Source organism: Streptomyces sp. NPDC007157 (assembly GCF_040634235.1).
Classification (GTDB): Bacteria; Actinomycetota; Actinomycetes; order Streptomycetales; family Streptomycetaceae; genus Streptomyces.
The window spans coordinates 380,651-406,759 of record NZ_JBEYFE010000002.1 but is presented as its reverse complement, the minus strand read 5'-3'; the positions used below and the strand labels follow the sequence as shown (position 1 = coordinate 406,759).

Here is a 26,109-nt window from a genome sequence, read left to right as displayed (position 1 = left end):
GGTCACATCACGGATGTCGTAGATAGCCGACAGATGAGCGGTGCGAGTGACCGGCGGACGACCCTGGGGTACGGCCTGGGATGAACCGGCGGTGAACCGAAGATCTTCCGGCCGGAAGGTCGGATTCCCGCAGATGTGCGGGGCGACGGGTCGGGGAAGGTCCTGCCCGACGTGTCCCGGGGGTCACCCGTTATCCGATTTTGACATCGTGACACGCCTGAATGGAGCAATCCCAATGGCAGGATGCCGTAAACCCACGAGGTCGCGACACCCGATGGTGTGTGTTTCCGTCGACCCATCGGCATATCGACATATCAGGCACATCGGTATATCGGCTTGTTCAACCCACCGCCGGAGGAAACCACCATGACCGCAGGCTCCACCCGTCGTACCACTGTCGCGCGCTCCAGGACCGCAGCGTTCGGTGCGATCGCGGTCGCAGGCGCCCTGATCCTCACCGGCTGCGGTGACCAGACGGACAAGGGCGGCGACAGCGGCTCCTCCTCGACGTCCTCGGCCCCGCTGGCGAGCAAGCTGCCGGACGACATCCGCAAGGCCGGTGTGATCAAGGTGGGCTCGGACATCGCCTACCCGCCGGTCGAGTACATGGAGAACGGCAAGGCCGTCGGTGTCGACCCGGACATCGCGGACGCGCTGGGCAAGCAGCTGGGTGTGAAGTTCGACTTCCAGAACGGCAAGTTCGCCCAGCTCATCGTGGGTCTGCAGTCCAAGCGGTTCGACATGGTGATGTCGGCGATGAACGACACCAAGGACCGCCAGAACGGCATCGACTCCGACACCGGCAAGAAGGTCGGCAACGGCGTCGACTTCGTCGACTACTTCACCGCCGGCACCTCGATCCTCGTCCAGAAGGGCAACCCGAAGGGCATCAAGTCCCTCGACGACCTGTGCGGCAAGGTCGTCGCCCTGCAGCAGGGCACCACCTCCGAGGGCATCGCCAAGGCGCAGAGCACGAAGTGTACGAAGGACGGCAAGAAGGCCATCTCCCTGCAGACCTTCGACACCGACCCCGAGGCGCTGCTCCGGCTGAAGCAGGGTGCGTCCGTCGCCGACCTGAACGACTTCCCGGTCGCGGCCTACAACGCCAAGACCTCGGGCGGCGGCAAGGACTTCGAGGTCGTCGGCGACCAGATCGAGGCCGGCCCCTACGGCATCGCCGTCACCAAGGAGAACACCCAGCTGCGTGACGCCCTCCAGGCCGCCCTCGACGCGATCATCAAGAACGGCGAGTACCAGAAGATCCTCACGAAGTGGAACGTCACGCAGGGCGGGGTCACCGAGGCGAAGACCAACGGCGGCTCCTGAGCACCCCGGGCAAGACTGAAGGGTCGTCACTGTGACTGACACGGTCGACAAGACTCCGGCGCCAGCGGTGCCGCCGGAGCAGATCAAGGCCATCCCGGTGCGCCACTACGGCCGCTGGGTGGCCGGCGCCGCCGTCATCGCCGTCCTGGTGCTGATCGGTATCGCCTTCTCCAACGCGAACATCAACTACAGCATCATCCCGGACTACGTCACGGACGGCACCATCCTGTCCGGCGTCTGGCACACGCTGTACATCTCGGTGCTCGCGATGGTCCTGGGACTGGTCCTCGGCATCGTCCTCGCGGTGATGCGGATGTCCTCGAATCCGGTCACCAGCACCGTGGGCTGGCTGTACGTCTGGTTCTTCCGCGGTACTCCGGTGCTGGTGCAGCTGCTGCTCTGGTACAACCTGTCCCTCGTGTTCCCCATCCTCAACCTGGGGTTCTACAAGGACGAGATGAACCAGGTCATGACGCCGTTCCTGGCGGCGCTGCTGGGTCTCGGCCTGAACGAGGCCGCGTACATGTCGGAGATCGTCCGGGCCGGCATCCAGTCGGTCGACGAGGGCCAGACCGAGGCCTCGCACGCGCTGGGCATGACCAGCGGCCAGACGCTGCGCCGGGTGATCCTGCCGCAGGCGATGCGGGTGATCGTGCCGCCGACCGGCAACGAGTTCATCAACATGCTCAAGACCTCGTCGCTGGCGTACGCGGTGCAGTTCAACGAACTGATCAAGCGCGCCCAGGACATCTCCAGCACCTCGCTGGCGGTCGTGGAGATGTACTTCGTCGCGTCGATCTGGTACCTGATCCTCACCAGCGTCTTCAGCGTCGGCCAGTACTACCTGGAGCGCCGTTACGCCCGCGGTTCGACGCGCAACCTGCCGCCGACGCCGTTCCAGCGTCTACGCAAGAACCTCCGCCTGTTCGGTTCGTTCCGCCGCCCGGAGGTGGCCCGATGACCGGTCTCGCCAAGGACATCACCCCGCCGAGCAGCGGCGCGCCGATGGTCAAGGCCGAGGGCGTGCACAAGTCGTTCGGGCTGGCGCACATCCTCAAGGGCATCGACCTGGAGGTGCTGCCGCGCGAGGTGTTCTGCCTGATCGGCCCGTCCGGTTCCGGCAAGAGCACGTTCCTGCGGTGCATCAACCATCTGGAGAAGATCAGCGCCGGCCGGCTGTACGTCGACGGCCGTCTGGTCGGCTACCGCCAGCACGGCGACAAGCTCTACGAGCTGAAGGAGAAGGAGGTCGCGGCGCAGCGACGGGACATCGGCATGGTGTTCCAGCGCTTCAACCTCTTCCCGCACATGACGGCGCTTGAGAACGTCATGGAGGCGCCGGTCCAGGTCAAGCGCGAGTCCAGGGCGGTGGCCCGGGAGCGCGCCGAGCGGCTCCTCGACCGGGTGGGCCTCGGCGACCGCAAGGGCCACTACCCGGCGCAGCTCTCCGGCGGCCAGCAGCAGCGCGTGGCGATCGCCCGCGCGCTCGCCATGCAGCCGAAGCTGATGCTCTTCGACGAGCCGACCTCCGCGCTCGACCCGGAGCTGGTCGGCGAGGTCCTGGACGTGATGCGGGACCTGGCCGAGGACGGCATGACGATGATCGTCGTCACCCACGAGATGGGCTTCGCCCGCGAGGTCGGCGACAGCCTGGTCTTCATGGACGACGGCGTGGTGGTCGAGTCCGGCCACCCGCGCGACGTCCTGACCAACCCCCAGCACGACCGCACGAAGTCGTTCCTGTCGAAGGTGCTGTAGCGAATCCGACGGTGCTGCGGCGAATACGACGGTTGCGTCGCGCTGCAGACGGTTCCGTCGCGGTGCGACGTCAAGGGGCGGTACGAGGATGCTCGTACCGCCCCTTCGGCGCTTCGGGCTTCGGCGCTTCGCTCCGTCGGCGCCTACCTGACCGCGAGCAGCAGCGTGTCCGACGGCGAGCACCACACCGCCCGGGCCTCGCCGAACCCCTTCTCCCGCAGCACACGCGCGTGCCAGGCCGCCGGGGGCATCTCGCCCTCCGCGTGCTCGCCGTAGATCTCGAACCGGCGGGCCGTCGGCCCGGCCAGTACCGGGTCCTGCGCGGCCAGCTGCCACCACTCGGCCCAGTCGAGCGCCCCCGACTCCTTGGCCTGATCCATACGGCGATGCCGCTGCGCCCGCTCCGCCGCGTTGATCCGGGGCGTGCTGTCGTCGATCATGTGGTCCGCGTTCATGAAGACACCGCCGTCGCGGACGAGTTCCGCGACCTGACCGTAGAGGGCCGCGAGGGGTTCACTGTGCAGCCAGTGCAGGGCGGTGGCGGTCAGGACGGCGTCGTACGAGTCGTACGGCAGCCGCGCGCGCCACTGCGGGTCCTTGAGGTCGGCGGTGACGAACGTGGCCCGATCGTCGCCCGCGAAGGTGCCCTCGGCGATGGCGAGGAGGGCCGGGTCGAGGTCGACTCCGACGCTCACCGCCGCCGGGAAGCGGTCGAGCAGCCGGGCGGTGATGCTGCCGGTGCCGCACGCGAGGTCGAGGACCCGCGGGGCCGTACCGACGAGCGCCTCGACCATGTCGAGCATGATCCGGAACCGTTCCTCGCGGTCCGGCATGTACCACTCCTGCTGCCGGTCCCAGCTCTCCTGCCAGGCCCGCCAGTCGGCCCCGGTCGTGGTCGTCTGCGCGTCCGTCATGGCAACCCTCCGCCGTACGAGTCCCGTAATACCCTGGAAGCACGACCGGCTGTTACCCGACCGCACCACTGACCGTAGAACACCCCCGTAAGGACTACAAGTGGAACTGGCCTATTACTCGGACTATGCCGTCCGACTCGTCAACAGCGAGGAACCGGCCCGGGGCAAGGACTCCCTGACCTCGGTCGAGGCCGTCCGCGACCTCTTCGGGGTCAACGCGTCGGCGGCCCGCCGCACCACCGACGCCGATGTCACCCGCTTCCGCTCGGTACGGGCCCGGCTGCGCGCGGTCTTCGAGGCGGCCGACAAGGGCGACGAGACGCTGGCCGTGGACATGCTGAACTCACTGCTGCTCGAATTCCCGGTGTCACCGCAGATCTCCGGCCACGACCACCGGGACGAGGACGACCGCCCGCTGTGGCACATGCACCTGGCCGACCACCCCTCCAACGCCACCGCCGGCTACGCGGCGATCGCGGCGATGGGCCTGGCCTTCCACCTCACCGAGTACGGCGTCGACCGGCTCGGCCTGTGCGAGGCGGCGCCGTGCCGCAACGCCTACCTCGACACCTCCACCAACCGCTCCCGGCGCTACTGCTCGGACCGCTGCGCGACCCGCGCCAACGTGGCCGCCTACCGGGCCCGCAAACGCCTGGAGGCGGACCGGCCCGACCTGCCCGAGCGGTCGGCGAGCACCGGGCGGGCCGCCGAGAACGCCCAGCGCGCCAGCGCCAGCGGCGAACGCTGACCTGCCCTGAGCGGCCGCCAGCGGAACAGGGCGCGGCCGAGGATCAGCTCCTCCGGCACGGTCCCGTAGTCCGTGCTGTCCCCGCCCGCGTACGCGTTGTCCCCGAGCACCCACCAGCCGCCCTCGCGCGGCTCCACGGCCCGCTTGACGACCAGCAGGTCCTGCTGGAAGGGGTGGCGCAGGACGACGACGTCACCGGCCCTCACCCGGGCCCCGTACCGCACCAGGAGCTGATCCCCCTGGTACAGCGTGGGCACCATCGACGGGCCGGTCACCTCGGCCAGTCCGAAGGGCGCCGCGCCCCTCCCCCGCTCGGTCTCCTGCGACAGCTCCGGCATCGCCGGCACCTCCCCGGTCCGTTCCTCCACCAGTCTCAGTCTGACCCTGGACTTTTGTCCTAAGCCCATGGGGGCACTCGCGAAATCACGCTTCCCAGGGAGTAATGTCCCACCTGAGAAGACGATCACGAGGAAGGAATGCTCCATGCTTTCCCGCCTGTTTGCCCCCAAGGTCAAGGTCAGCGCGCACTGCGACCTGCCCTGCGGTGTGTACGACCCGGCCCAGGCCCGCATCGAGGCGGAGTCGGTGAAGGCCGTGCAGGAGAAGATGGCCGCCAACGACGACCCGCACTTCCAGGCTCGCGCCACCGTCATCAAGGAGCAGCGCGCCGAGCTTGCCAAGCACCACGTGTCGGTGCTCTGGAGCGACTACTTCAAGCCCCCGCACTTCGAGAAGTACCCCCAGCTGCACGTTCTGGTGAACGACACCCTGAAGGCCCTGTCCGCCGCCAAGGCGTCCACGGACCCGAAGACCGGCGAGAAGGCCCTGGAGCTCATCGCCGAGATCGACAAGATCTTCTGGGAGACCAAGAAGGCCTGACCTTCCGGTCCACCGGCCCGCACCCGGTCCGCAGGTCGCCGTCCACGGCGTCCGAGGCGGACCGGGTGCGGTCGTTTTTCCCGGAACAGGTGGAGGCCCTCACCGGACGCTTCGTCGCGGCGGTCGGATCCGGGTGCGGATCATACGGAAGATGCCGGAGCCCCCTGCCGAGCCCCGTTCGACCGGTTTCGCAAGCAAAGAGGCCGGCCGGGGAACCGGTCGGCCCCTTCGGGGTCGGGGCTAGTGGTGGTCGTCCTCGCCGGCCTCCAGGAGGCCCGCCGCCGCACCCACGATCCGCGGGTCCGGGCTGCCGACGACCTCCTCGTCCTTGTTGGCGTAGTCGAAGCGGGCCAGAACGCTGCGCATGGCCTCGACGCGGGCCCGCTTCTTGTCGTTGCTCTTGACCACCGTCCAGGGGGCGTACTCGGTGTCCGTCTCCCGGAACATCGCGACCTTCGCGGCCGTGTAGTCGTCCCAGCGGTCCAGCGAGGCCAGGTCCATCGGGCTGAGCTTCCACTGCCGTACCGGGTCGACCTGGCGGATGGTGAAGCGGGTGCGCTGCTCGCTCTGCGAGACCGAGAACCAGAACTTCACCAGGTCCACCCCGTCGTCCACCAGCATCCGCTCGAACAGCGGGGCCTGCCGCATGAAGCGCCGGTACTCGTCGTCCGAGCAGAAGCCCATGACCCGCTCCACACCGGCCCGGTTGTACCAGGACCGGTCGAAGAGGACGATCTCACCGGCCGTCGGGAGATGTTCGACGTAGCGCTGGAAGTACCACTGGCCGCTCTCGCGCTCGGTGGGCTTCTCCAGCGCCACCACCCGCGCGCCACGGGGGTTCAGGTGCTCCGTGAAGCGCTTGATGGTGCCGCCCTTGCCGGCCGCGTCGCGGCCCTCGAAGACGATGACTATTCGGCGTCCGGTCTCCTTGATCCAGGTCTGCAGCTTCAGCAGTTCGATCTGCTGGAGCCGCTTGTGCCACTCGTACTCCTTGCGCTCCATGCGCTGCGGGTACGGGTAGTTCTCCCGCCAGGTGTCGATCGGGGACCCGTCCGGGCGGATCAGTACGGGGTCGTCCGGGTCGCTGTAGTCGACCTTCAGGTCGGCCAGGTCGGACAGCAGGTCCGGCGTCGTCATCCAGTCCTCCTCAGCGGCTTGTGGGTCGGTGGGTCAGTGGAACTGCGGCACGATCAGGTAGATGCCGTACGCCACCACCGCCGCGCAGGCGAGGAAGCACAGCCCCGCCTGGGCGGCGCCCACGGCGCTGGTGCCGCCCTGCTCCTTGGCCCCCTCGTGGCGGGCGAGCCCGAGGACGCCGAAGGCGAAGACGACCACCACTGCGAATGTAACTCCGATGCTCACCGCGGTGACCTCGCCGAGTGCGGTCCAGTCGATGTTCATGGGGACTCCCTCACTCAGGCGGCAGTGTCGACGTGGGACGGGGGCGTGGTGCGGATGGCGACCTCGTGGCCTTCGTTGACGTTCTTCGCGTCGATCGGGTTGCGACGCGACAGCAGGACGATGCCCGCTGCGAGCGCCGCGCCGACCAGCGCGACCACGATGGTGCCGAAGTTGCCGCCGTGCTTGACCGCGGCCGCGGAGATGCCGCCGACCAGCGCGGCACAGGGCAGGGTGATCAGCCAGGCGGCCACCATGCGGCCGGCGATGCCCCAGCGGACCTCCGCGAGCCGCCGGCCGAGGCCCGCGCCGAGGATGGAACCGGAGGCGACCTGCGTGGTGGACAGGGCGAAGCCCATGTGGGCCGAGGTCAGGATGACGGCCGTGGAGGCGGTCTCCGCCGCGAAGCCCTGCGGGGACTCGATCTCGGTCAGGCCCTTGCCCATGGTGCGGATGATCCGCCAGCCGCCGATGTAGGTGCCGAGGGCGATGGCGAGACCGGCGGTGAGGATGACCCAGACCGGCGGGCCGGCGTCGCCCGGGAGCGCGCCGACGGAGATCAGGGTCAGGGTGATGATGCCCATGGTCTTCTGGGCGTCGTTGGTGCCGTGCGCGAGCGAGACCAGCGAGGCCGAGCCGATCTGCCCGAGCCGGAAGCCCCGGGTCACCGAGGACTCGCGGCCGCGGGCGGTGAGCTTGTAGGCGCAGTACGTCGCTACCAGCGCGGCGACGCCCGCCACCACCGGCGAGGCGAACGCCGGGATGATGATCTTCTCCAGAACCTTGTCGAAGTTGACCGCCCCCGAGCCGGCGCCGACCCACACCGCGCCGATCAGCCCGCCGAACAGGGCATGGGAAGAACTGGAGGGCAGTCCGACCAGCCAGGTCAGCAGATTCCAGAGGATCGCACCCACCAGCCCCGCGAAGATCATCCCGGGGGTCACCTTGGCGTCGTTCACGATGCCGCCGGAGATCGTCTTGGCGACCTCCGTCGAGAGGAAGGCTCCGACCAGGTTCAGTACCCCGCTGATCAGAACGGCCGTTTTCGGTTTGAGCGCACCGGTCGCGATGGACGTGGCCATCGCGTTCGCCGTGTCATGGAACCCATTGGTGAAGTCGAAAGCCAGCGCAGTGACGATCACGACCGCCACGAGGAACGTGATGTGGTCCATTCTTTTATGCAAACAAGCGTGAGCCAATTGCGCGAGAACCGGAGGCAAACGGAGGCTCAAGAACAGACCCGGTCCGCGGGCGCGATGTGCATGCCATGCTGAGGCCATGACTCTGGAGGACCTGAGGCGGCTGCGCCGAACGCGCGACCGCATGGACCGCGAGTACGCCGAGCCGCTCGACATGACCGAGCTCGCGCGGACGGCCCTCATGTCGCCGGGGCACTTCCAGCGCAGCTTCCGCAAGGCCTTCGGGGAGACGCCGTACAGCTATCTCATGACCCGGCGGGTCGAACGGGCCAAAGCGCTGCTGCGGCGCGGCGACCTCACCGTGACGGAGGTGTGCATGGCCGTCGGCTGTACGTCGCTCGGATCCTTCAGCTCGCGGTTCACCGAGCTGGTCGGGGAGACGCCGAGCGCGTACCGGGCGCGGGACCACGACGAGAGCACGGTGATCCCGTCCTGCGTGGCCCGTACGTTCACCCGACCCCGTCGCCGCCCGTACTGACCAGGTCACGTTCCGCTGCCCCGGCCCTACACTGGCCGCCGAGGTCGACACCGTCGCCCGACAAGGTCCGTGCACGCGTCGGGCAAGGTCCGCACACGCATCGGGGGGATCCGTGGCAACTGCAATCATCTCCGTCCTGAGCCCTGCCCCGGTCGCGGACGCCGAGTCCCTGACCGACTGGCTCAGAGGCGAGCCGGCGCTCGCCGGCAGGGTCCGGCTGACCGGGGACGGCCCGGCCGAGGGGCAGCTGGGCGTCCCGCTCGACACGGTGTCCGTACTGCTGGGCGCGGGCGGCCCGCTCACCGTGCTCGCCTCCTGCCTGCGCGCCTGGATCACCCAGCCGCGCCGCAGCGACGTGAAACTGAGCGTCCGGCACGAGCGCGGCCCGGCCGTCGAGATCGACGCCAAGAGGGTCAGCCGCGAGGACGTGGCGGAGCTCCTGCGGCAGGCCCTGGAGGAGCGGCCGGAACAGGGCGAGTGACGTGCGGCTCCCCGACCCGCACCGCTCCCGGGCCGTCCTGATCGGCGCGAGCCGCTACTCCGACCCGGCGCTACCCGACCTGCCGGTGGTCGAGCGGACCGTCACCGATCTCGCCGGGCTGCTCACCGAGCCCCCGTACCGGCTCGTCCCCGAGGGCCACTGCACCCTGTTGCTCGACGACGGCGACCTGCGCACGGTCGGCGACCGGCTGCGCGCCGCCGTCGCCGACGCCGAGGACCTCCTGCTGGTCTACTACGCCGGTCACGGCCTGGTCGCCGGGCGCCGGCACACCCTGTACCTGGCGCTGCCGGACAGCCGCTGGGAGGCGCCCGAGTTCAACTCCCTGGAGTACGACAAGCTGCGCGACGCCGTCCTCGACTCCCCCGCCGAGACCAAGGTGGTCGTCCTCGACTGCTGCTTCTCCGGCCGGGCCGTCGGCGACTCGCTCAGCGGCGACACCGGGCGGATCGACCGGCTGGAGGTGGCCGGCACCTACGTCCTGACCTCCGCCCAGCGCGACCAGGTCGCCCTCGCCCTCCCCGGCGAGGAACACACCGCGTTCTCGGGCCGGTTGATACGGCTGTTGCGCGAAGGGGTGGTCGGCGGGCCCGAGTTGCTCACGGTCGACGACCTCTACCGCCGGCTGAGCGCGGTCATGGCCGCCGAGGGCCTGCCCACCCCGCTCAACCGGGGCGCCGGCAGGGCCGGTTCGATCGCCCTGGGCATCAACCGCGCGTTCGGCGCCACCGCCGGACCCGAACTGCGCCGCCGCCACACGGCCGCCGTCGAACAGGGCCGGGCCGGGGACTGGACCGGGGCCGCCGCGCTGCTCCGGGAGATCGTCGACGAGCAGACCCGGATCCTGGGCGCCGAGCACGAGGACACCCTGCGCGGCCGCCAGTCCCACGCCCACAGCCTCGGCGGCGCCGGCAGCCCCGTGGCGGCGGCCGGGCTGCTGCGCCGGCTCCTCGCCGACCAGCTGCGGTTGCTCGGCCCCGACCATGCGGACACCCTGCGCACCCGGCAGTTCCTCGCCGTCAACCTGGGCGAGGCGGGGCACCGGGAGGAGGCGGTCGGGATGCTCCGGGTACTGCTCGCGGACCGCGGGCGGGTACTGGGCACGGACCATCCGCACACGCTGCGGACCCGGCATCTGCTGGCTCGCAACCTGGCCTTCGCGGGCGGCCGGGAGGAGGCCCTGGCGCTGCTGCGGGAGGTGGTGGCGGTACGGGAGCGGCTGCTGGGCCCGGAGCATCCGCACACCCGAAGAGCCCGGGAGGATCTGGCGGGGGTGAGTCATGTACGAGAGGTTCAGTGACCGGGCGCGGGACGTCGTCGACCGCGCCCGTGAGGAGGCACGGACGCTCCGGCACTGGTACGTCGAGCCCGGGCATGTCCTGCTCGGGCTGCTCGACGCGGACGAGACCGAGGTCGTACGACTGCTCGGCACGCCCGCCGGACGGCTGCGCGCGGCGTTGACCACGGCCCTGGGCAGGGGCACGGTCGAACCGGGGGACTTCCTGCCGCTGACCGGTGACGCCACCGCCGTGTTCGAGCTGGCGTCCCAGGAGGCCGACCGGCTCGGTCACCGGCTCGTGCAGCCCTTTCACATCCTCTTCGCCCTGCTGGCCACCGCGAACACCGTGCTGGTGGACGTTCTCGCGGAACACCAGGTCGATCCCTGGCGGGTGCGCGCCTCCTTCACCGCCCCTACCGCCCCCGCCGCCCTGCTGGACTCCCTCACCCGGGATCCGGCCGCCGGCGCCGCACCCGTCATCGGCCGGGCCACGGAGATCGACCGGGTCCTGCGCACCCTCACCCGCCGTGACCGCCGGGTCCCGCTCCTCACCGGCCCGCCCGGCGTGGGCAAGGGGGCCGTGGCCGTGGGGGTCGCCCGGGCCGTCGCGGAGGGCCGGGTACCGGACGCCCTGCTCGGCCGCCGGGTCCGCGCCCTCGACCTGGGTGCCGTCCTGACCGACCCCCGCCACCGCGCCCGCGGCACCGCCCTGGTCGCCGGCCTCCTCGACGAGATCGGGGACAGCACCGGCCTGCTCCTCCACCTGCCCGGCGCCCTCACCCCGCTGCACCTGCCCGAGGGCACCACCACCCCCCTCGGCCTGCTCCGCCCGCTCCTGGAGACCCCGGGCGTCCTGGTCTTCGGTGACTGCGGACCCACGGACTACGACCGCCGGGACCCCGACCCCGGCCTCGACCGCCTCGTCCAGCCCGTCCCGCTCGAAGAACCGCCGGCCGCCGACGTGCGCGAGATCCTCCGTGCCGGGCGGACGCGCCTCGAGGAACACCACGCCGTGACACTCACCGACGAGGCCCTGGCGGCGGCCGCCGCCCTCGCCCACGACCACGTCCCCGACCGGGCGCTGCCCGGCTCGGCCCTCGGCCTCCTCGACGAGGCGGCAGCCCTGGTCCGGGCCGACACCGCCCACACCGCCCGCGCGGACCCGCCCCCGGACGCCCCGCCGGCCGTCACGGCCGCCCATGTCACCCGGGCCCTCGCCGCCGCCTCCGGCATCCGCGCCCCCGACCCCACCGATCGGGCCGCCCCGCCCCCCGGCCACGACCCCTACGTCTGGGCCATGAGCTGACCCGGCGCGGCCGGCCGTTTCCTCCTAGCCTGACCCCATGGACGTAAAACTCGCGCAGTGTTTCATCGCCGTCGACGACCACGACAAGGCCCTGGCCTTCTACCGGGACGTTCTCGGCCTGGAGGTCCACAACGACGTGGCGTTCGAGGGGATGCGCTGGGTGACCGTCGGGTCGCCCCAGCAGCCGGGCGTGGAGATCGTGCTGGAGCCGCCGGGCGCCAACCCGGACGCCTCCCCCGCCGACCGGCAGGCCATGGCGGAGCTGCTCGCCAAGGGGATGCTGCGCGGGGTGATCTTCTCCACCACCGACTGCGACGCGCTCTACGAACGGGTACGGGAACACGGCGGTGACGTGATCCAGGAACCGACGGACCAGCACTGGGGCGTCCGGGACTGCGCGTTCCGGGACCCGGCGGGCAACCTGCTGCGCTTCACGGAACGCCGGGACAAGTAGCCCCTCTACGATCCCCTCCATGACCATCCGCTGGACGTACGCCTTCGCCGACCGCCCCGCCGCGCATCTCGCCGCCGCCCAGGCCTTCTGGACGGCCGTCACGGGCACCTTCCTCTCCGCGCCCCGCGGCGAGAACGACGAGTTCGTGACGCTGCTGCCGATCACCGGCGTCGACGCCTGCGTCAAGGTCCAGGGCGTCGACTCGGGGCCCGGCGGAGCCCACCTGGACCTCTGCGCGGAGGACGTGCCGGGGCTGGTGAAGCGGGCCCGGGAACTCGGCGCCGAACCGGTCGCCGAGCACGAGGGCTGGGCCGTACTGCGGTCGCCGGCCGGGCAGTTGTGGTGCGCGGTGCCCTGGCAGGGCGAGTCGGTACGGCCGCCGGTCGTCGCGGGCAGCCGGCTCGACCAGGTCAGCCTCGACATCCCGCCGTCCGCGTACGAGACGGAGACCGCGTTCTGGGCGGAGCTGACCGGCTGGGAGCTGCTGACCGGTTCGCTGCCGGAGTTCCGGGTGCTCAGGCCACCGGCCGGGCTGCCCGTGCGGATCCTGCTCCAGCGGCTGGCCGACGAGCGGGCCGCCACCGCCCATCTCGACCTGGCCTGCGCGGACATCCCGGCGACCCGGGCCCGGCACGAGGAACTCGGCGCCGTACACGTCGCCGACGGCCGGCACTGGACGGTGCTGCGCGACCCGGCGGGCGGTGTCTACTGCCTGACCGGCCGGGACCCGGAGACGGGCGGGCTCCCGAGCAGGGGCTAGCCCCAGGGCTCCACGTCCACCACGGCCGTGACCGGGATCGGCCCGTACACGTGCGGGAACTCCTCGCCGCCCGGCTTCGCCGCCTCCCACTTCACCGGTACGCCGACCCGTGCCGGGTCCACGACCAGCACCACCAGTTCGTCCGGGCCGTCGTAGGAGCCGTACAGGAAGGCGGCCGTGCGCGGGAGTTGGTCGCGGGTGGAGCAGTGGATGAAGCCCTCCTCCTGGAGGGTGCGGCCGCGGGTGGACAGCTCGTAGGTGCCCCGCGCGCGGGCCTCCTCCCACAGGGAGCGCTCGGTGATGTGCAGGATGTTCGGAAGTCCGGTCATACCGCAACGCTAGGGCGTCGCCGGGTCGTTCTTCCCGGCGGCCTCGGACGGCGGGGACTGCGGCGGCGGCTGCTCCCCCGCACGGTTCCCGGCGCAGTCGGGATTACGGCAGGGACCGGGCCCCCAGACCGGAACCCACGCGCCCAGCGTCTTGTGCCGACGCACCACTCTCTCGACGGCCTGCCCACACTCCGGACAAACCCGCTCCTGGCTGTCCATACCTCCAGCCTAGGCCGAAACGGACATCTCCGGGATCCGAAGAGAACCGGCACAGCCCGACAGCAGGGCGACGGGCCCGGCGCCCGGTGGAAGCCGGCGCCCCAGGCACGCCGTGGAAGACGGCGGACCCCACACCCTGTGGAAGTCGGCGACCCAAGCACGCCGTGAACGTCGGCGAGCCCCGCAACCTGTGGAAAACGACGGGCCCCACACCCCGTGGAAAGCGACGGCCCTCACCCCCCGTGGAAAACGACGGGCCCCGCACGCCGTGGGGATGTGCGGGACCCGTTGGGCCGGAGCCCCCGGGGGCCGTGCGGGGTCAGGAGCCGCGCGGTTCCGGGGGCTCCGGGGTCTTCACCTGCTGCGCCGGGTCACGAACTCGGCGAGCGCGAGCAGACCGCCGGCGGACTCGGGGTCGGGCACGGCACGGGCGAGCTCCTGCATCGCCCGGGCCATCCGGTCGGCCGCCTCGGCCTGCGCCCAGTCACGGCCGCCCGCCCGCTCCACGGCCAGCGCCGTACGCGCGATCTCGTCGGCGTCGGCCCGCACCCGCGGCTGGGCGTACAGCTCGGCGAGTTCGCCCGCGGCCGGGGTCCCGGAGGTGAGGGCCGCGACGACCGGCAGGGACTTCTTGCGGGCCGCCAGGTCCGCGCCGGCCGGCTTGCCGGTGCGCCGTGGATCTCCCCATATCCCGATGACGTCGTCGATCAGCTGGAAGGCGAGCCCGGCCTGCCGGCCGAAGCCGTCGAGCGCCGCCACCTCCTCCTGCGCCGCCCCCGCGTACAGCGCGCCCAGGGCGCAGGCGGAGCCGAGCAGCGCCCCGGTCTTGGCCTCGGCCATGACGAGCACCTCGTCGAGGGTGACCTCGCCGGGGGCCCGGTCCTCCATGGCCGTGTCCGTGTGCTGACCGGCGCACAGTTCGAGGACGCACTGTGCGAGCCGGGCGGCGGCCGGCCCGGACGCCGGGTGCGGATCCTCGGCGAGCAGCCGCAGGGCCAGCGCCTGGAGGGCGTCCCCGGCGAGGATCGCGTCGGCGTCGCCGAACACGGTCCACGCCGTGGGCCGGTGCCGGCGGGAGGTGTCCCGGTCCATGACGTCGTCGTGCAGCAGCGTGAAGTTGTGCACCAGCTCCACGGCGGCCGCTGCCCGTACGGCGGCCGCGCGGGCTGCCGGTCCGCCGAGCGCGTCGGCGGCGGCGAGGACGAGGGCGGGCCGGATGGCCTTGCCCGCGTCGCCGGCCGCCGGGGAACCGTCCGCGTGCTCCCACCCGAAGTGGTAGCGCGCGATCCGCCGCATCGAACCGGGCAACGAGTCGACGGCCGCGTGCAGTTCGGGGTAGACGGACGCCCGGGCCCGCTCCAGTATGGCCGCCGCCTCGGCCCCGTCGAGGGACTCGGACCCCTCCGGTGGCACCCCCGTGGCGCGCTGTTGGCGCTCCGTCACGAACTCGGCCATGGCCTCCCCCTCGCGGAGTGCGCATACGGTGGCGTCTCCGCCCCGGCTCGGCACGTACCCCGAGGGTGTACCCGCCCCGGAGGGCGGGAACACGGCCGCGAAGTGCGGAAACGTCACCTCCAGCGGCCGATCTCGACGTTCTCCAGCACGCCGAGCGCGTCGGGGACCAGGACGGCCGCCGAGTAGTAGGCCGTGACCAGGTAGTTGATGATGGCCTGCTCGTTGATGCCCATGAAGCGCACCGAGAGGCTCGGCTCGATCTCGTCGGGGATCCCGGACTGGCGCAGCCCGATGACGCCCTGGTCCGCCTCGCCCGTACGCATGGCGATGATCGAGGTGGTCCGGGCCTCGGAGACCGGGATCTTGTTGCACGGGTAGATCGGGACCCCGCGCCAGGTCGGGATGCGGTTGCCGCCGACCTCGACGGACTCGGGGACCAGTCCGCGCTTGTTGAGCTCACGGCCGAAGGCGGCGATCGCCCGCGGGTGGGCGAGGAAGAGCTTGGTGCCGCGGCGGCGGCTGAGCAGCTCGTCCATGTCGTCCGGGCTGGGCACGCCGTCGTGCGGCTGCAGCCGCTGGTCGTACTGGCAGTTGCTGAGCAGACCGAACTCCGGATTGTTGACCAGCTCGTGCTCCTGGCGCTCCTTCAACGCCTCGACGGTGAGCCGGAGCTGATGCTCGGTCTGGTTCATCGGCTGGTTGTAGAGGTCGGCCACCCGGGTGTGGATACGCAGCACGGTCTGGGCGATGCTCAGCTCGTACTCGCGCGGCCGGGCCTCGTAGTCGACGAAGGTGTGCGGGATCTCGGGCTCGCCGCTGTGGCCGGCCGCGAGGGCGACCTCCTTCTCACCGAACTTGTTGGTGCGCTGCTCGGGGATCGCGCGCAGCTGCTGAAGGTGCTCGCGCAGCGAGTCGGCGCGCTCCGCGACCTGCTCGAAGTCCTGCCGGGACAGGGTCAGCACGGTGCAGGCCGTGTCCGCGCGGGCGGTGTACTCCCAGATGGCGTCCGGGTCGATCAGGCCCTGCTCGCCGAAGTGCGCGCCGTCGGCGAGGACGCCGAGCACCGCGTCGTCACCGTACGGGCCGGTGCCGATCTTCTCGACACGGCCGTGGGCCAGCAGATAGACCTCCTCCGCCTGGCTGCCGAAGGAGGCGATGACCTCGCCCGCGGCGAAGTCGCGCTGCCGGCAGCGCTGGGCCAGCTCCCCCAGCACCTCCTGGTCCTCGTAGGACCGCAGGACGGGCAGCTCGCCCAGCTCCGCGGGGATGACCTCGACCCGGTCTCCGGTCTTCAGGAACGTGATACGGCCGTCACCGACCGTGTAGGTGAGCCGCCGGTTCACTCGGTACGTGCCGCCCTGGACGTCGACCCAGGGCAGCGTCCGCAGCAGCCAGCGGGAGCTGATCTCCTGCATCTGGGGCGCGGACTTGGTCGTGGTGGCCAGGTTCCGCGCGGCCGCCGTGTCCAGAGACTGCTGCGGCTTGCCCTGATCCGTGCGGACCTCTTCGCCTACCGACATAAGGAAATGCCCTCCCATACCTGCGTGGACGCCGAACTGCCCACGCATCGGTCTCACCGGCCACCCTGTCATCACGGAACGTGCCCAGGCCATTACCCGAAAGAGCGGGAATAGATCATCGAACAAGTGGGCATGCCGGGCGAATATCCGCTCACCTGACCTGCGATATGACGACTTGTCCGGATCGACTCGCACACGATCCGAACACTTTCGTGGGGGCTGGTCCGCGACAGCCGGCTTCTGTAGAAGGTTCGGGACAAGGCATCACAAAAGCTAAGGAGGCGGTCATGGCCCCACCCATGTCCGCGGACGCCTTCCTCGACGCGTTGCGGAGCGAGGGCGTCACGGTCGTCGAGGTCGGCGACTGGCGCGAACACAACCGGAACCACAAGGGGCTCTGGGGCCCGGTGCACGGCGTGATGATCCACCACACGGTGACCCACGGCACCGAATCCACGGTCCGGATCTGCTACGACGGCCGCCCCGACCTGCCCGGCCCGCTCTGCCACGGTGTGATCACCAAGGACGGCACGGTCCACCTCGTCGGCCACGGCCGTGCCAACCACGCCGGACTGGGCGACGACGACGTCCTGCGCGCCGTGATCGCCGAGAAGGCCCTGCCCCCGGACAACGAGGCGAACACCGACGGCAACCGGCACTTCTACGGCTTCGAGTGCGAGAACCTGGGCGACGGCGAGGACCCCTGGCCCGAGGCCCAGCTGGAGGCGGTCGAGAAGGTGGCCGCGGCGGTGTGCCGGCGGCACGGCTGGTCCGAGCGGTCGGTGATCGGCCACGCGGAGTGGCAGCCGGGGAAGGTGGACCCCCGTGGTTTCACGATGGCCTGGCTGCGCGAGCGCGTCCGGGACCGTCTGAAGTGACCCCTTGTGCACGCTCCGGGCGACAATGACGGCGTGACCAGCGCCGACATACTCACCCCCCGGCTCCCGTCCCCCCTTCAGGAGGTGGCCGACGACCGGTTCGCCCGCCACGGAGTCCGGCTCCTCCTCAAGCGGGACGACCTGATCCACCCGGAGCTGATCGGCAACAAGTGGCGCAAGCTGGTCCCGAACATCGAGGTGGCGGCCGGACGCCCGGTGCTCACCTTCGGCGGGGCGTACTCCAACCATCTGCGGGCGACGGCCGCGGCGGGGCGCCTGCTCGGTTTTCCGACGGTGGGCGTGGTCCGGGGCGAGGAACTGGCGGCCCGGCCGCTGAACCCCTCACTGGCGCGGTGCGCGGCCGACGGCATGCGTCTGCACTTCGTCGACAGGTCGACGTACCGACGCAAGACCGAGCCTGAGGTGCTGGCCGGTCTGGCGCGGGCGACGGGAGCCGAGGACGCGTACGTGGTGCCGGAGGGCGGCAGCAACGCGGCCGCGGTACGCGGGTGCCGGGCCCTGGGCGAGGAGCTGCGCGGACGGGCCGACGTGGTGGCGATCGCGTGCGGAACCGGCGGCACGCTGGCCGGCCTCGCCGCCGGGCTGGGCGCGGGACAGCGGGCACTGGGGGTGCCGGTGCTGCGGGGCGGGTTCCTGGCAGGGGAGACGGAGCGGCTCCAGCGGGAGGCGTTCGGGGGACGGCGGGGGGACTGGTCGCTCGACGAGCGGTTCCACTTCGGCGGGTACGCGCGGACGACGCCCGAACTCGACGACTTCGCGAGGGACTTCGAGGACCGGCACGGGCTGGCGGTGGAGCGGCTGTATGTCGCCAAATTGCTGTATGGGCTTGTCGAGCTGACCGCAGAGGGCGCGTTGCGGCGCGGGACCCGGGTGGCGGCGGTGATCACCGCCTGACCAGTGCTTCCGCCGCGGACTCAGGAGGCCTCCCGGTACGCCGCCGCCTCCTCCAGGTCCAGTCGGCGCAGCAGGGTCCGCAGCATCTCGTCGTCGATGTAGCGGTGGTCGCGGAGGCGGACGAACACCTCGCGTTCGGCGCTGATCATGTCGCGGGACAGCCGGCGGTAGGTGTCGTCGACCGTCTCGCCGGTGACGGGGTTGGTCTGGCCGAGGCGCTCCCAGACGGCGTTGCGGCGGCGTTCCAGGACCGTGCGCAGGCGGTTGGCGAGCGGCGGCGGCAGCTCGTTGCGGTCGTCGGAGAGGAGTTCGTCGAGGCGGCTCTCGGCCGCGCGGGACGCCTGTGCCTGGGCGTTGGCCTCGGCGAGCGTCTCGGCCTGTACGTCCCGGGGCGGGAACTTCATCAGACGGATCAGCGGGGCCAGGCTCAGGCCCTGCACCACCAGGGTCCCGATGACGGTCGTGAAGGTCAGGAACAGGATCAGGTTGCGCTGTGGGAAGGGGCTGCCGTCGTGCACCGTGAGCGGGATCGAGAAGGCGATGGCCAGCGAGACGACCCCGCGCATGGCGGCCCAGGACTCGACGATGGGCGTTCTCCAGGTGGGGCTCTCCTCCCGTTCGCGGATCCGCCGGAACAGCGTGCGCGGCAGGAAGGTCGCGGGGTAGATCCACACGAACCGGGCCGCGACCACGACGAGGAAGAGGGCGATCGCGTACCAGGTGGCGTCGATGCCCTGGTACGCGCCGAGGCCCTTCAGGACGACCGGCAGTTGCAGTCCGATCAGGGCGAAGACCGCCGACTCCAGCAGGAACGCGACCATCCGCCACACCGCGTCCTCCTGGAGGCGGGTGGCGAAGTCGACCTCCCAGGCGCGGTGGCCGAGATAGAGGGCGACCACCACGACCGCCAGCACACCGGAGGCGTGGAACTGCTCGGCGACGCCGTAGGCGACGAACGGGATCAGCAGCGACAGCGTGTTCTGGAGCAGGGGCTCCTGGAGATGGGTGCGCAGCCAGTGGATCGGCACCATCAGCGCCAGCCCGACCAGCACGCCGCCGATCGCGGCCACCAGGAACTCGCCGACCCCGTGGATCCAGGAGGCGCCCTCGCCGAGGGCGGCCGCGACGGCCACCCGGTAGGCGGTGATCGCGGTGGCGTCGTTCAGCAGGGACTCGCCCTGCAGGATCGTGGTGAGCCGGGACGGCAGCCCCACCCGGCGGGCGATCGCGGCGGCCGCGACGGCGTCCGTGGGCGCCACCACCGCGCCCAGCGCCAGCGCCGCGGGCAGCGGCAGCCCGGGCACGATCGCGTAGGCGGCCCAGCCGACCACGAAGGTCGCGAAGAGCACGTACCCGACCGACAGCAGCGCCACGGGCCGCATGTTGGCCCGCAGATCGAGGTACGAGCTCTCGGTGCCCTCCTTGTACAGCAGCGGGGGCAGCACCAGCGGCAGCACGATGTCCGGGTCGAGCGTGTAGTCGGGGACTCCGGGAATGTACGAGACCGCCAGCCCGACGGCGACCAGCAGCAGGGGCGCAGGCACCGGGGTGCGACGCGCCGCACCGGCGATCGCCGCGCTGCCCGCGGCCAGCAACAGCAGTGGCAACACGTCCATGAACCTCGCCCGCCCTCATTTTTCGCGCGGCCACCCGCACACCCGTCGTAATCTGGCAATCATGAAACAGTGCACGCACGCCGGCGCGCTGCCGCACCCGGAACCCGAACCGCTGAACGAGACCTGCCCGGAGTGTCTCTCGCGGGGCTGGCACCCCGTCCAGCTGCGGCTCTGTCTGACCTGTGGCCATGTCGGCTGCTGCGACTCGTCACCGGGAAGACATGCGACGGGGCACCACGAGACGTCCGGTCACCCCGTGATGCGGACCTTCGAGCCGGGCGAGGATTGGCGCTGGTGCTTCGTCGACCACGTCCTCGTGTGACACTGCAGTACGGCCGTTGAAGGCGGCCGTGGTGACGGTTCGACGGTTCGACGCCGGGGTACGTCAACCCGGCGCGCGCTCTTCCCAATTGGGCAAGCCGGACCCCTAGACACGGAGCGTATCCACAGGTTTACTGTGAGTGACGCCAGGGGGTTGGGGTCCCGGGACGGAAAAGTTCGGAGCGCGGTAGCGTCACCGCTGAACCACGTAGTGCGTTACCCCCGAGGGGCGACCCTCGGCCCCGAAAAGCTTGTACCACCATGGAGGTGAGGGTGTCCCAGATCGCAGGCGAGCCCGCGACCCAGGACTTCGTGGAAGTCCGGCTGCCGGCTGCGGGTGCCTACCTGTCGGTGCTGCGGACGGCCACGGCCGGTCTCGCCGCCCGCTTGGACTTCACCCTGGACGAGATCGAGGACCTGCGCATCGCGGTGGACGAGGCCTGCGCGATCCTGCTCCAGCAGGCCGTTCCCGGCTCGGTTCTCAGCTGTGTCTTCCGCCTCGTCGACGACTCGCTGGAGGTCACGGTCTCCGCCCCGACCACGGACGGCCACGCCCCTTCGCGCGACACCTTCGCCTGGACCGTGCTCTCGGCCCTGGCGGGCAAGGTCTCGTCGGCCGTCGACGAGGACAAGACCGTGTCGATCAGCCTCTACAAACAGCGCGGCGCGGGACCCGGGCCGGCGTGAGGAACGGGGACGGGCCGGTGCGGGACGAAGAGCGCGGCACACGGGAGCTGTCGGCCGGGGGCGAAGACCCCGAGGCCGGCTCCCGCCGCATGGCTGACGGCATCGACGGCATCCCGGAACAGGCCAGGCCGCACCCGGAGGAACCCTCCGCGCCGGTCGGGCTGGACGGTGCCGTGCAGAGCGCGCCTCCGGACGGGCGGAACGGGGTCGCGGCCCCGAGCCGAGCCGGGGCGAAGGCTCGTGGAAGGGCGACGGGCGGGACGATGAGCGAGCACGAGCGATACGCCGAGAACGAGGCGCTGGCCGCGGAGGTCGTGCAGGCGACCCAGCACGAACAACCTCAGGACCGCAGCGGAGCGCGCGCCATGTTCATCGAGCTGCGCAAGCTGACGGACGGCAGCCCCGAGTACGCGGAACTGCGCAACAAGCTGGTCCGGATGCATCTGCCGCTCGTGGAGCACCTCGCACGCCGGTTCCGCAACCGTGGCGAGCCGCTGGACGACCTCACCCAGGTCGCCACCATCGGCCTGATCAAGTCGGTCGACCGGTTCGACCCGGAGCGGGGCGTGGAGTTCTCCACGTACGCCACCCCGACCGTGGTCGGCGAGATCAAGCGGCACTTCCGCGACAAGGGCTGGGCGGTCCGCGTCCCGCGCCGTCTCCAGGAGCTGCGTCTCGCGCTCACGACCGCCACGGCGGAGCTGTCCCAGCAGCACGGCCGCTCCCCCACGGTCCACGAGCTGGCCGAGAAGCTCGCGATCTCGGAGGAGGAGGTCCTGGAGGGACTGGAGTCGGCCAACGCGTACTCCACACTCTCCCTGGACGTCCCCGACACCGACGACGAGTCCCCGGCGGTCGCCGACACGCTCGGCGCGGAGGACGAGGCCCTGGAGGGCGTCGAGTACCGCGAGTCCCTCAAGCCGCTGCTGGAGGACCTTCCGCCCCGGGAGAAGCGGATCCTTCTCCTCCGCTTCTTCGGCAACATGACCCAGTCCCAGATCGCCCAGGAGGTCGGCATCAGCCAGATGCACGTCTCCCGGCTGCTGGCCCGGACGCTGGCACAGCTCCGGGAGAAGCTGCTGGTCGAGGAGTAGGTCTTCCCCGTCGAGGACCAGAGATCAGCTACTACGCCCCGGCCCCTTGATCCCAAGGGCCTGGGTGGTAGCCGAGTTCACCAGCAGAACCAGCGAAGCGACGGCCACCACGGCCAACGCGATCCCCGCCGGAATGGCAGCGCTGTCGGCCTGCAGCAGGTTGTAGGCCACCGGCAGCGCCATGATCTGCGTGATCACCGCGGGCCCCCGGCTCCAGCTCTTCCGCAGCAGCAACCCCCGCGCCGCCAGCAGCGGCAGCAGCGCCAGCACGATCACGGTGATACCCCCGGTGACCGCCTGCCCCCGGTCGTCCGGAGACCCGGTGAGTCCGAGGACGAGCATCCACACCCCGCCGACCGCGAGCGCGAGCCCTTCCAGTCCGCTCAGCGCGGCCGCATACGTCAGCCGTCGCGGACGGGGCCCGTCGGTTACGTCGGCCTTCTCAGCCGTAGGCGCATTGCTCACGCCAGAAGGGTAGCCCTCGCCCGAAAACGTCGGCCCCGCCCCGCAGGTCACGTGTTCAGACTCACGCCTCTTTCTCTTACCGGATCCCTAACACGGCCTGGGCCCGGTACTTCCCAGTAGGTACGCTGCAATCCATGCGTGCACTTCTCGTGGTCAATCCGGCGGCAACCACCACAAGCGCACGTAGGCGCGATGTCCTGATCCACGCGCTCGCGAGCGAGGTCGAACTGGAGGCCGTCACCACGGAGTACCGCGGCCACGCCCGTGACCTGGGCCGGCAGGCCGCGGAGAGCGAGGACATCGACCTGGTCGTGGCCCTCGGCGGCGACGGCACGGTCAACGAGGTGGTCAACGGTCTCCTCCACGCCGGCCCCGACCCGGACCGGCTGCCCGGACTCGCCGTGGTCCCCGGCGGCTCCACCAATGTCTTCGCACGCGCCCTCGGCCTGCCCAACGACCCGGTCGAGGCCACCGGCGCCCTGCTCTACGCGCTGCGTGAGAAACAGGAGCGGGTCGTCGGCCTCGGGCTGACGGCCGGCACCCCCGGCACCGCGGACGAGGCGGCCCCGGCCCGCTGGTTCACCTTCAACGCCGGACTCGGCTTCGACGCCGGCGTGGTCGGCCGGGTCGAGCAGCAGCGCGAACTCGGCAAGAAATCGACGCACGCCCTGTATGTACGACAAGTCGTCCGGCAGTTCTTCGGAGAGCAGCACCGCCGGCACGGCACGATCACCCTCGAACAGCCCGGCGCCGACCCGATCACCGATCTTGTGGTGGCGATAGTCTCGAACACCTCGCCGTGGACGTATCTCGGCAATCGTCCGATGTACACGTCGCCTAAGGCCTCGTTCGATAAAGGCATCGACGTACTCGGTCTCAGCCGCCTGTCGACCGCCGCGGTTGCCCGGTATGGCACGCAGTTGCTCACTTCGTCCCCCGAGCGCGGACCCCATGGCAAGCACGCCGTGTCCCTGCACGACCTGGACCAGTTCACCTTGCATTCGAAGGTCCCCCTCCCCCTTCAGATGGACGGCGACCACCTAGGACTGCGTACGAGCGTGACGTTCACAGGCGTACGCCGCGCACTGCGTGTGATTGTGTGAGCGGAACGGGCCAAAGTCCTTTCACTCGAACGTTTAGGCCAGGATCCACCCCATGGAAGTACGGCTGTGACCCAGTCGACACCGAGGAATCAAAAAAAACTTTCCGGAAGGGGTTGTATCCGTCGCTGAGGTTTGCGAGTCTCTACGTGGCGATCGGGACGGCCCGCAAGACCGGCCTCCACTGATCACCGGAATCCCCCTTCAACTCACAGGACCCCTGCCAGGGAACCTGGCGGTCGGCCCTTCACTTGTTGAGGGATTCGTGAAAGCGTTCACATTCACAAGCAACGTGCATGTAATACCAAGGAGAGGTAGCAGCCATGGACTGGCGTCACAACGCCGTTTGCCGCGAGGAAGACCCCGAGCTCTTCTTCCCCATCGGCAACACCGGTCCTGCGCTGCTGCAGATCGAGGAAGCCAAGGCCGTCTGCCGTCGCTGTCCCGTTATGGACCAGTGCCTGCAGTGGGCGCTTGAGTCCGGTCAGGACTCCGGCGTCTGGGGTGGTCTCAGCGAGGACGAGCGTCGCGCGATGAAGCGCCGCGCCGCCCGCAACCGAGCCCGTCAGGCCACCGCCTGACAGTCCCACCCCTCGTGACAGCCTGAGCTTGGCGGCGCGTACAGCGAGTACGCATCTCCCGCCCCCGAGCCGCAGCGCGCAGTACCCCCGATGCGCTTAAGAGCAGCAACGAGTAATAAGCCCCGGACCCACCAGGTCCGGGGCTCTTTGCTGTGCACAGGTACCCGACGCGGTCGCCCGGCGCCCGAAGTACCCCCGATCGGACTACTTCTGCGGCTGCACAGGAACATCGAGGATCACCCGGGTCCCCCGCTCCGGCGCCGGCACCATGTCGAACGTGCCGCCCAACTCGCCTTCCACCAGCGTCCGTACGATTTGCAGACCGAGGTTGCCGGAGCGGTGCGGGTCGAAACCCTCGGGCAGGCCGACGCCGTCGTCCTGGACGGTGACCAGGAGTCGTGCCTCCTTGGTGGTGCCGCCGCGGACCGCCGTGACCTCGACGGTGCCGGTCTCGCCCTCGCGGAAGCCGTGTTCGAGGGCGTTCTGCAGGATCTCGGTGAGGACCATCGACAGCGGGGTCGCCACCTCGGCGTCGAGTATTCCGAAGCGTCCGGTGCGCCGGCCGGTGACCTTGCCCGGCGAGATCTCGGCGACCATGGCCAGCACCCGGTCGGCGATCTCGTCGAACTCCACGCGCTCGTCCAGGTTCTGGGACAGCGTCTCATGCACGATGGCGATCGAGCCGACCCGTCGGACGGCCTCCTCCAGGGCCTCCCGGCCGCGCTCGGACTCGATCCGGCGGGCCTGCAGGCGCAACAGCGCGGCAACCGTCTGGAGGTTGTTCTTCACCCGGTGGTGGATCTCCCGGATGGTCGCGTCCTTGGTGATCAACTCGCGTTCGCGACGCCGGAGTTCGGTGACGTCCCGGAGCAGCACCAGGGAACCGATGCGGGTGCCCTTGGGCTTGAGCGGGATCGCCCGGAACTGGATCGCGCCGTCGCTGGACTCGATCTCGAACTCGCGCGGTGCCCAGCCGCTGGCGACCTTGGCGAGCGCCTCGTCCACCGGCCCCCGGGTCGGGGCGAGTTCGGCCGTGGTCCGGCCGAGGTGGTGACCGAGCAGGTCGGAGGCGAGGCCGAGGCGATGGTAGGCGGAGAGGGCGTTCGGGGAGGCGTACTGGACGATGCCGTCCGCGTCCAGCCGGATCAGGCCGTCGCCGACCCGCGGCGAGGCGTCCATGTCGACCTGCTGGTTCGGGAAGGGAAACGATCCGGCAGCGATCATCTGCGCCAGATCGGAAGCGCTCTGGAGGTAGGTGAGCTCAAGGCGGCTCGGGGTGCGCACGGTCAGCAGGTTGGTGTTGCGGGCGATGACCCCGAGAACCCGGCCCTCGCGCCGTACCGGGATGGACTCGACCCGTACGGGGACCTCCTCCCGCCACTCCGGGTCACCCTCGCGGACGATCCGGCCCTCGTCCAGGGCGATGTCCAGCATGGGGCGGCGGCCCCGCGGGACCAGATGGCCGATCATGTCGTCCTGGTAGGAGGTGGGGCCGGTGTTGGGCCGCATCTGCGCCACCGAGACATAGCGCGTGCCGTCCTCGGTGGGAACCCACAGGACCAGGTCGGCGAAGGAGAGGTCGGAGAGCAGCTGCCACTCCGAGACCAGCAGATGGAGCCACTCGAGGTCGGAGTCGTCGAGGGCGGTGTGCTGGCGGACCAGTTCGTTCATGGAGGGCACGTCTGCGAGCGTACCCGCGGGTCTGTTCATGGCCTAAAAGCGACCGAAAAACACCCGCGGGCCGCGGCGCCTGGGAGGGACCCTCAACCCTCCCGGCACCGCAGCCCGGAGCAGCAACGGCCACGGGGTGTGCGGTCCCGATCGGCCGAAGGCGAGGATCCGGGGCAGTCAGGGCAGAGAGCTCCGGTTCCTCGGTCCGTCCTCCTGTGCGGGGAAGACGGAAGAGTGCGACTGTGTCGTACGGTCCCGCC

Annotated in this window: 30 protein-coding genes; 18 read left to right on the top strand and 12 right to left on the bottom strand. The window is 70.5% G+C overall.

Annotation, left to right across the window (positions count from 1 at the left end; all coding sequences use genetic code 11):
- Nucleotides 1-366: 366 nt before the first annotated feature.
- Genes ABZ642_RS04780 through ABZ642_RS04770 form a run of 3 tightly spaced genes read left to right on the top strand, consistent with a single transcriptional unit; the run spans nucleotide 367 to nucleotide 3,084 of the window.
- Entirely contained in the window at nucleotides 367-1,326 is a 960-nt protein-coding gene (locus ABZ642_RS04780) for an ABC transporter substrate-binding protein (protein ID WP_360477068.1), read from the top strand.
- 31 nt (nucleotides 1,327-1,357) lie between these two features.
- Complete coding sequence (locus tag ABZ642_RS04775) at nucleotides 1,358-2,287, top strand: amino acid ABC transporter permease (protein WP_360477065.1); 930 nt, start codon at nucleotides 1,358-1,360, stop codon at nucleotides 2,285-2,287.
- Entirely contained in the window at nucleotides 2,284-3,084 is an 801-nt protein-coding gene (locus ABZ642_RS04770; RefSeq protein WP_360477062.1) for an amino acid ABC transporter ATP-binding protein, read from the top strand. The genes ABZ642_RS04775 and ABZ642_RS04770 overlap by 4 nt, the downstream gene beginning before the upstream one ends.
- 143 nt (nucleotides 3,085-3,227) lie before the next feature.
- On the opposite strand, the gene ABZ642_RS04765 is transcribed toward ABZ642_RS04770, so the two are convergent.
- Nucleotides 3,228-3,998, bottom strand: a complete 771-nt coding sequence (locus ABZ642_RS04765; protein ID WP_360477059.1) for a class I SAM-dependent methyltransferase — start codon at nucleotides 3,996-3,998, stop codon at nucleotides 3,228-3,230.
- A gap of 100 nt (nucleotides 3,999-4,098) precedes the next feature.
- Here ABZ642_RS04765 and ABZ642_RS04760 point away from each other — a divergent pair, with 100 nt between their 5' ends.
- The gene (locus ABZ642_RS04760) at nucleotides 4,099-4,746 is read left to right on the top strand and encodes a CGNR zinc finger domain-containing protein (protein ID WP_360477056.1); all 648 of its coding nucleotides are present in this window, start codon (nucleotides 4,099-4,101) and stop codon (nucleotides 4,744-4,746) included.
- Here the strand turns inward: ABZ642_RS04760 and sodX are convergent.
- Complete coding sequence (gene sodX, locus ABZ642_RS04755) at nucleotides 4,632-5,084, bottom strand: nickel-type superoxide dismutase maturation protease (RefSeq protein WP_360477615.1); 453 nt, start codon at nucleotides 5,082-5,084, stop codon at nucleotides 4,632-4,634. The two genes, ABZ642_RS04760 and sodX, sit on opposite strands and share 115 nt — an antisense overlap.
- A gap of 145 nt (nucleotides 5,085-5,229) precedes the next feature.
- On the opposite strand from sodX, the gene sodN reads away from it, so the two are divergent.
- Entirely contained in the window at nucleotides 5,230-5,625 is a 396-nt protein-coding gene (sodN, locus tag ABZ642_RS04750; RefSeq protein ID WP_055634112.1) for a superoxide dismutase, Ni, read from the top strand.
- A 240-nt stretch (nucleotides 5,626-5,865) separates the two neighbouring features.
- On the opposite strand, the gene ppk2 is transcribed toward sodN, so the two are convergent.
- From ppk2 to ABZ642_RS04735, 3 genes are read right to left on the bottom strand one after another with little or no spacing between them, the layout of a single operon-like run.
- Entirely contained in the window at nucleotides 5,866-6,762 is an 897-nt protein-coding gene (ppk2, locus tag ABZ642_RS04745) for a polyphosphate kinase 2 (RefSeq protein WP_360477053.1), read from the bottom strand.
- Nucleotides 6,763-6,795: 33 nt separating this feature from the next.
- A complete protein-coding gene (locus ABZ642_RS04740; RefSeq protein ID WP_360477050.1) occupies nucleotides 6,796-7,026 on the bottom strand; it encodes a hypothetical protein in 231 nt (76 codons plus the stop codon).
- Between the two features lie 14 nt (nucleotides 7,027-7,040).
- Nucleotides 7,041-8,195, bottom strand: a complete 1,155-nt coding sequence (locus tag ABZ642_RS04735; protein ID WP_360477047.1) for an inorganic phosphate transporter — start codon at nucleotides 8,193-8,195, stop codon at nucleotides 7,041-7,043.
- 106 nt (nucleotides 8,196-8,301) lie between these two features.
- Between ABZ642_RS04735 and ABZ642_RS04730 the strand changes: the two genes are divergently transcribed.
- From ABZ642_RS04730 to ABZ642_RS04705, 6 genes are all read left to right on the top strand, one after another.
- On the top strand, nucleotides 8,302-8,700 hold the full coding sequence (locus ABZ642_RS04730; protein WP_360477044.1) for a helix-turn-helix transcriptional regulator: 399 nt from the start codon (nucleotides 8,302-8,304) through the stop codon (nucleotides 8,698-8,700).
- Nucleotides 8,701-8,812: 112 nt separating this feature from the next.
- The gene (locus ABZ642_RS04725; protein ID WP_360477041.1) at nucleotides 8,813-9,181 is read left to right on the top strand and encodes a hypothetical protein; all 369 of its coding nucleotides are present in this window, start codon (nucleotides 8,813-8,815) and stop codon (nucleotides 9,179-9,181) included.
- Between the two features lies 1 nt (nucleotide 9,182).
- Nucleotides 9,183-10,499: a tetratricopeptide repeat protein gene (locus ABZ642_RS04720; RefSeq protein WP_360477038.1), complete on the top strand. Its 1,317-nt coding sequence runs from the start codon at nucleotides 9,183-9,185 to the stop codon at nucleotides 10,497-10,499.
- The gene (locus ABZ642_RS04715; RefSeq protein ID WP_360477035.1) at nucleotides 10,480-11,784 is read left to right on the top strand and encodes a Clp protease N-terminal domain-containing protein; all 1,305 of its coding nucleotides are present in this window, start codon (nucleotides 10,480-10,482) and stop codon (nucleotides 11,782-11,784) included. The genes ABZ642_RS04720 and ABZ642_RS04715 overlap by 20 nt, the downstream gene beginning before the upstream one ends.
- Before the next feature lie 37 nt (nucleotides 11,785-11,821).
- Entirely contained in the window at nucleotides 11,822-12,238 is a 417-nt protein-coding gene (locus ABZ642_RS04710) for a VOC family protein (protein WP_360477032.1), read from the top strand.
- 19 nt (nucleotides 12,239-12,257) lie between these two features.
- On the top strand, nucleotides 12,258-12,998 hold the full coding sequence (locus ABZ642_RS04705) for a VOC family protein (RefSeq protein ID WP_360477029.1): 741 nt from the start codon (nucleotides 12,258-12,260) through the stop codon (nucleotides 12,996-12,998).
- On the opposite strand, the gene ABZ642_RS04700 is transcribed toward ABZ642_RS04705, so the two are convergent.
- From ABZ642_RS04700 to ABZ642_RS04685, 4 genes are all read right to left on the bottom strand, one after another.
- The gene (locus ABZ642_RS04700) at nucleotides 12,995-13,327 is read right to left on the bottom strand and encodes a DUF952 domain-containing protein (RefSeq protein ID WP_360477026.1); all 333 of its coding nucleotides are present in this window, start codon (nucleotides 13,325-13,327) and stop codon (nucleotides 12,995-12,997) included. The two genes, ABZ642_RS04705 and ABZ642_RS04700, sit on opposite strands and share 4 nt — an antisense overlap.
- Nucleotides 13,328-13,336: 9 nt before the next feature.
- The gene (locus ABZ642_RS04695; RefSeq protein WP_360477023.1) at nucleotides 13,337-13,546 is read right to left on the bottom strand and encodes a hypothetical protein; all 210 of its coding nucleotides are present in this window, start codon (nucleotides 13,544-13,546) and stop codon (nucleotides 13,337-13,339) included.
- A 354-nt stretch (nucleotides 13,547-13,900) separates the two neighbouring features.
- Nucleotides 13,901-15,001: a family 2 encapsulin nanocompartment cargo protein polyprenyl transferase gene (locus ABZ642_RS04690; RefSeq protein WP_360477020.1), complete on the bottom strand. Its 1,101-nt coding sequence runs from the start codon at nucleotides 14,999-15,001 to the stop codon at nucleotides 13,901-13,903.
- A 113-nt stretch (nucleotides 15,002-15,114) separates the two neighbouring features.
- Complete coding sequence (locus tag ABZ642_RS04685; RefSeq protein ID WP_360477017.1) at nucleotides 15,115-16,521, bottom strand: family 2B encapsulin nanocompartment shell protein; 1,407 nt, start codon at nucleotides 16,519-16,521, stop codon at nucleotides 15,115-15,117.
- 287 nt (nucleotides 16,522-16,808) lie between these two features.
- Here ABZ642_RS04685 and ABZ642_RS04680 point away from each other — a divergent pair, with 287 nt between their 5' ends.
- On the top strand, nucleotides 16,809-17,399 hold the full coding sequence (locus ABZ642_RS04680) for an N-acetylmuramoyl-L-alanine amidase (RefSeq protein WP_360477014.1): 591 nt from the start codon (nucleotides 16,809-16,811) through the stop codon (nucleotides 17,397-17,399).
- 33 nt (nucleotides 17,400-17,432) lie between these two features.
- Nucleotides 17,433-18,314, top strand: a complete 882-nt coding sequence (locus ABZ642_RS04675) for a pyridoxal-phosphate dependent enzyme (protein ID WP_360477011.1) — start codon at nucleotides 17,433-17,435, stop codon at nucleotides 18,312-18,314.
- A 20-nt stretch (nucleotides 18,315-18,334) separates the two neighbouring features.
- On the opposite strand, the gene ABZ642_RS04670 is transcribed toward ABZ642_RS04675, so the two are convergent.
- Nucleotides 18,335-19,930: a Na+/H+ antiporter gene (locus ABZ642_RS04670; RefSeq protein WP_360477008.1), complete on the bottom strand. Its 1,596-nt coding sequence runs from the start codon at nucleotides 19,928-19,930 to the stop codon at nucleotides 18,335-18,337.
- Nucleotides 19,931-19,991: 61 nt separating this feature from the next.
- Here ABZ642_RS04670 and ABZ642_RS04665 point away from each other — a divergent pair, with 61 nt between their 5' ends.
- The 3 genes from ABZ642_RS04665 to ABZ642_RS04655 all read left to right on the top strand — a co-directional run bounded on the left by ABZ642_RS04665 (nucleotide 19,992) and on the right by ABZ642_RS04655 (nucleotide 22,032).
- Complete coding sequence (locus ABZ642_RS04665) at nucleotides 19,992-20,252, top strand: UBP-type zinc finger domain-containing protein (RefSeq protein ID WP_351704979.1); 261 nt, start codon at nucleotides 19,992-19,994, stop codon at nucleotides 20,250-20,252.
- Nucleotides 20,253-20,524: 272 nt separating this feature from the next.
- On the top strand, nucleotides 20,525-20,938 hold the full coding sequence (locus ABZ642_RS04660) for an anti-sigma regulatory factor (protein WP_004925829.1): 414 nt from the start codon (nucleotides 20,525-20,527) through the stop codon (nucleotides 20,936-20,938).
- A gap of 17 nt (nucleotides 20,939-20,955) precedes the next feature.
- On the top strand, nucleotides 20,956-22,032 hold the full coding sequence (locus tag ABZ642_RS04655) for an RNA polymerase sigma factor SigF (protein ID WP_360477004.1): 1,077 nt from the start codon (nucleotides 20,956-20,958) through the stop codon (nucleotides 22,030-22,032).
- A gap of 24 nt (nucleotides 22,033-22,056) precedes the next feature.
- Here the strand turns inward: ABZ642_RS04655 and ABZ642_RS04650 are convergent, their stop codons facing one another.
- A complete protein-coding gene (locus ABZ642_RS04650; RefSeq protein ID WP_360477001.1) occupies nucleotides 22,057-22,497 on the bottom strand; it encodes a hypothetical protein in 441 nt (146 codons plus the stop codon).
- Between the two features lie 134 nt (nucleotides 22,498-22,631).
- On the opposite strand from ABZ642_RS04650, the gene ABZ642_RS04645 reads away from it, so the two are divergent.
- Both ABZ642_RS04645 and ABZ642_RS04640 read left to right on the top strand, forming a co-directional pair.
- Entirely contained in the window at nucleotides 22,632-23,600 is a 969-nt protein-coding gene (locus ABZ642_RS04645) for a diacylglycerol kinase family protein (protein ID WP_360476998.1), read from the top strand.
- A 320-nt stretch (nucleotides 23,601-23,920) separates the two neighbouring features.
- Complete coding sequence (locus tag ABZ642_RS04640; protein ID WP_010353616.1) at nucleotides 23,921-24,178, top strand: WhiB family transcriptional regulator; 258 nt, start codon at nucleotides 23,921-23,923, stop codon at nucleotides 24,176-24,178.
- Nucleotides 24,179-24,382: 204 nt separating this feature from the next.
- Here the strand turns inward: ABZ642_RS04640 and ABZ642_RS04635 are convergent, their stop codons facing one another.
- On the bottom strand, nucleotides 24,383-25,849 hold the full coding sequence (locus ABZ642_RS04635; protein WP_360477612.1) for a PAS domain-containing sensor histidine kinase: 1,467 nt from the start codon (nucleotides 25,847-25,849) through the stop codon (nucleotides 24,383-24,385).
- Nucleotides 25,850-26,109 lie beyond the last annotated feature (260 nt).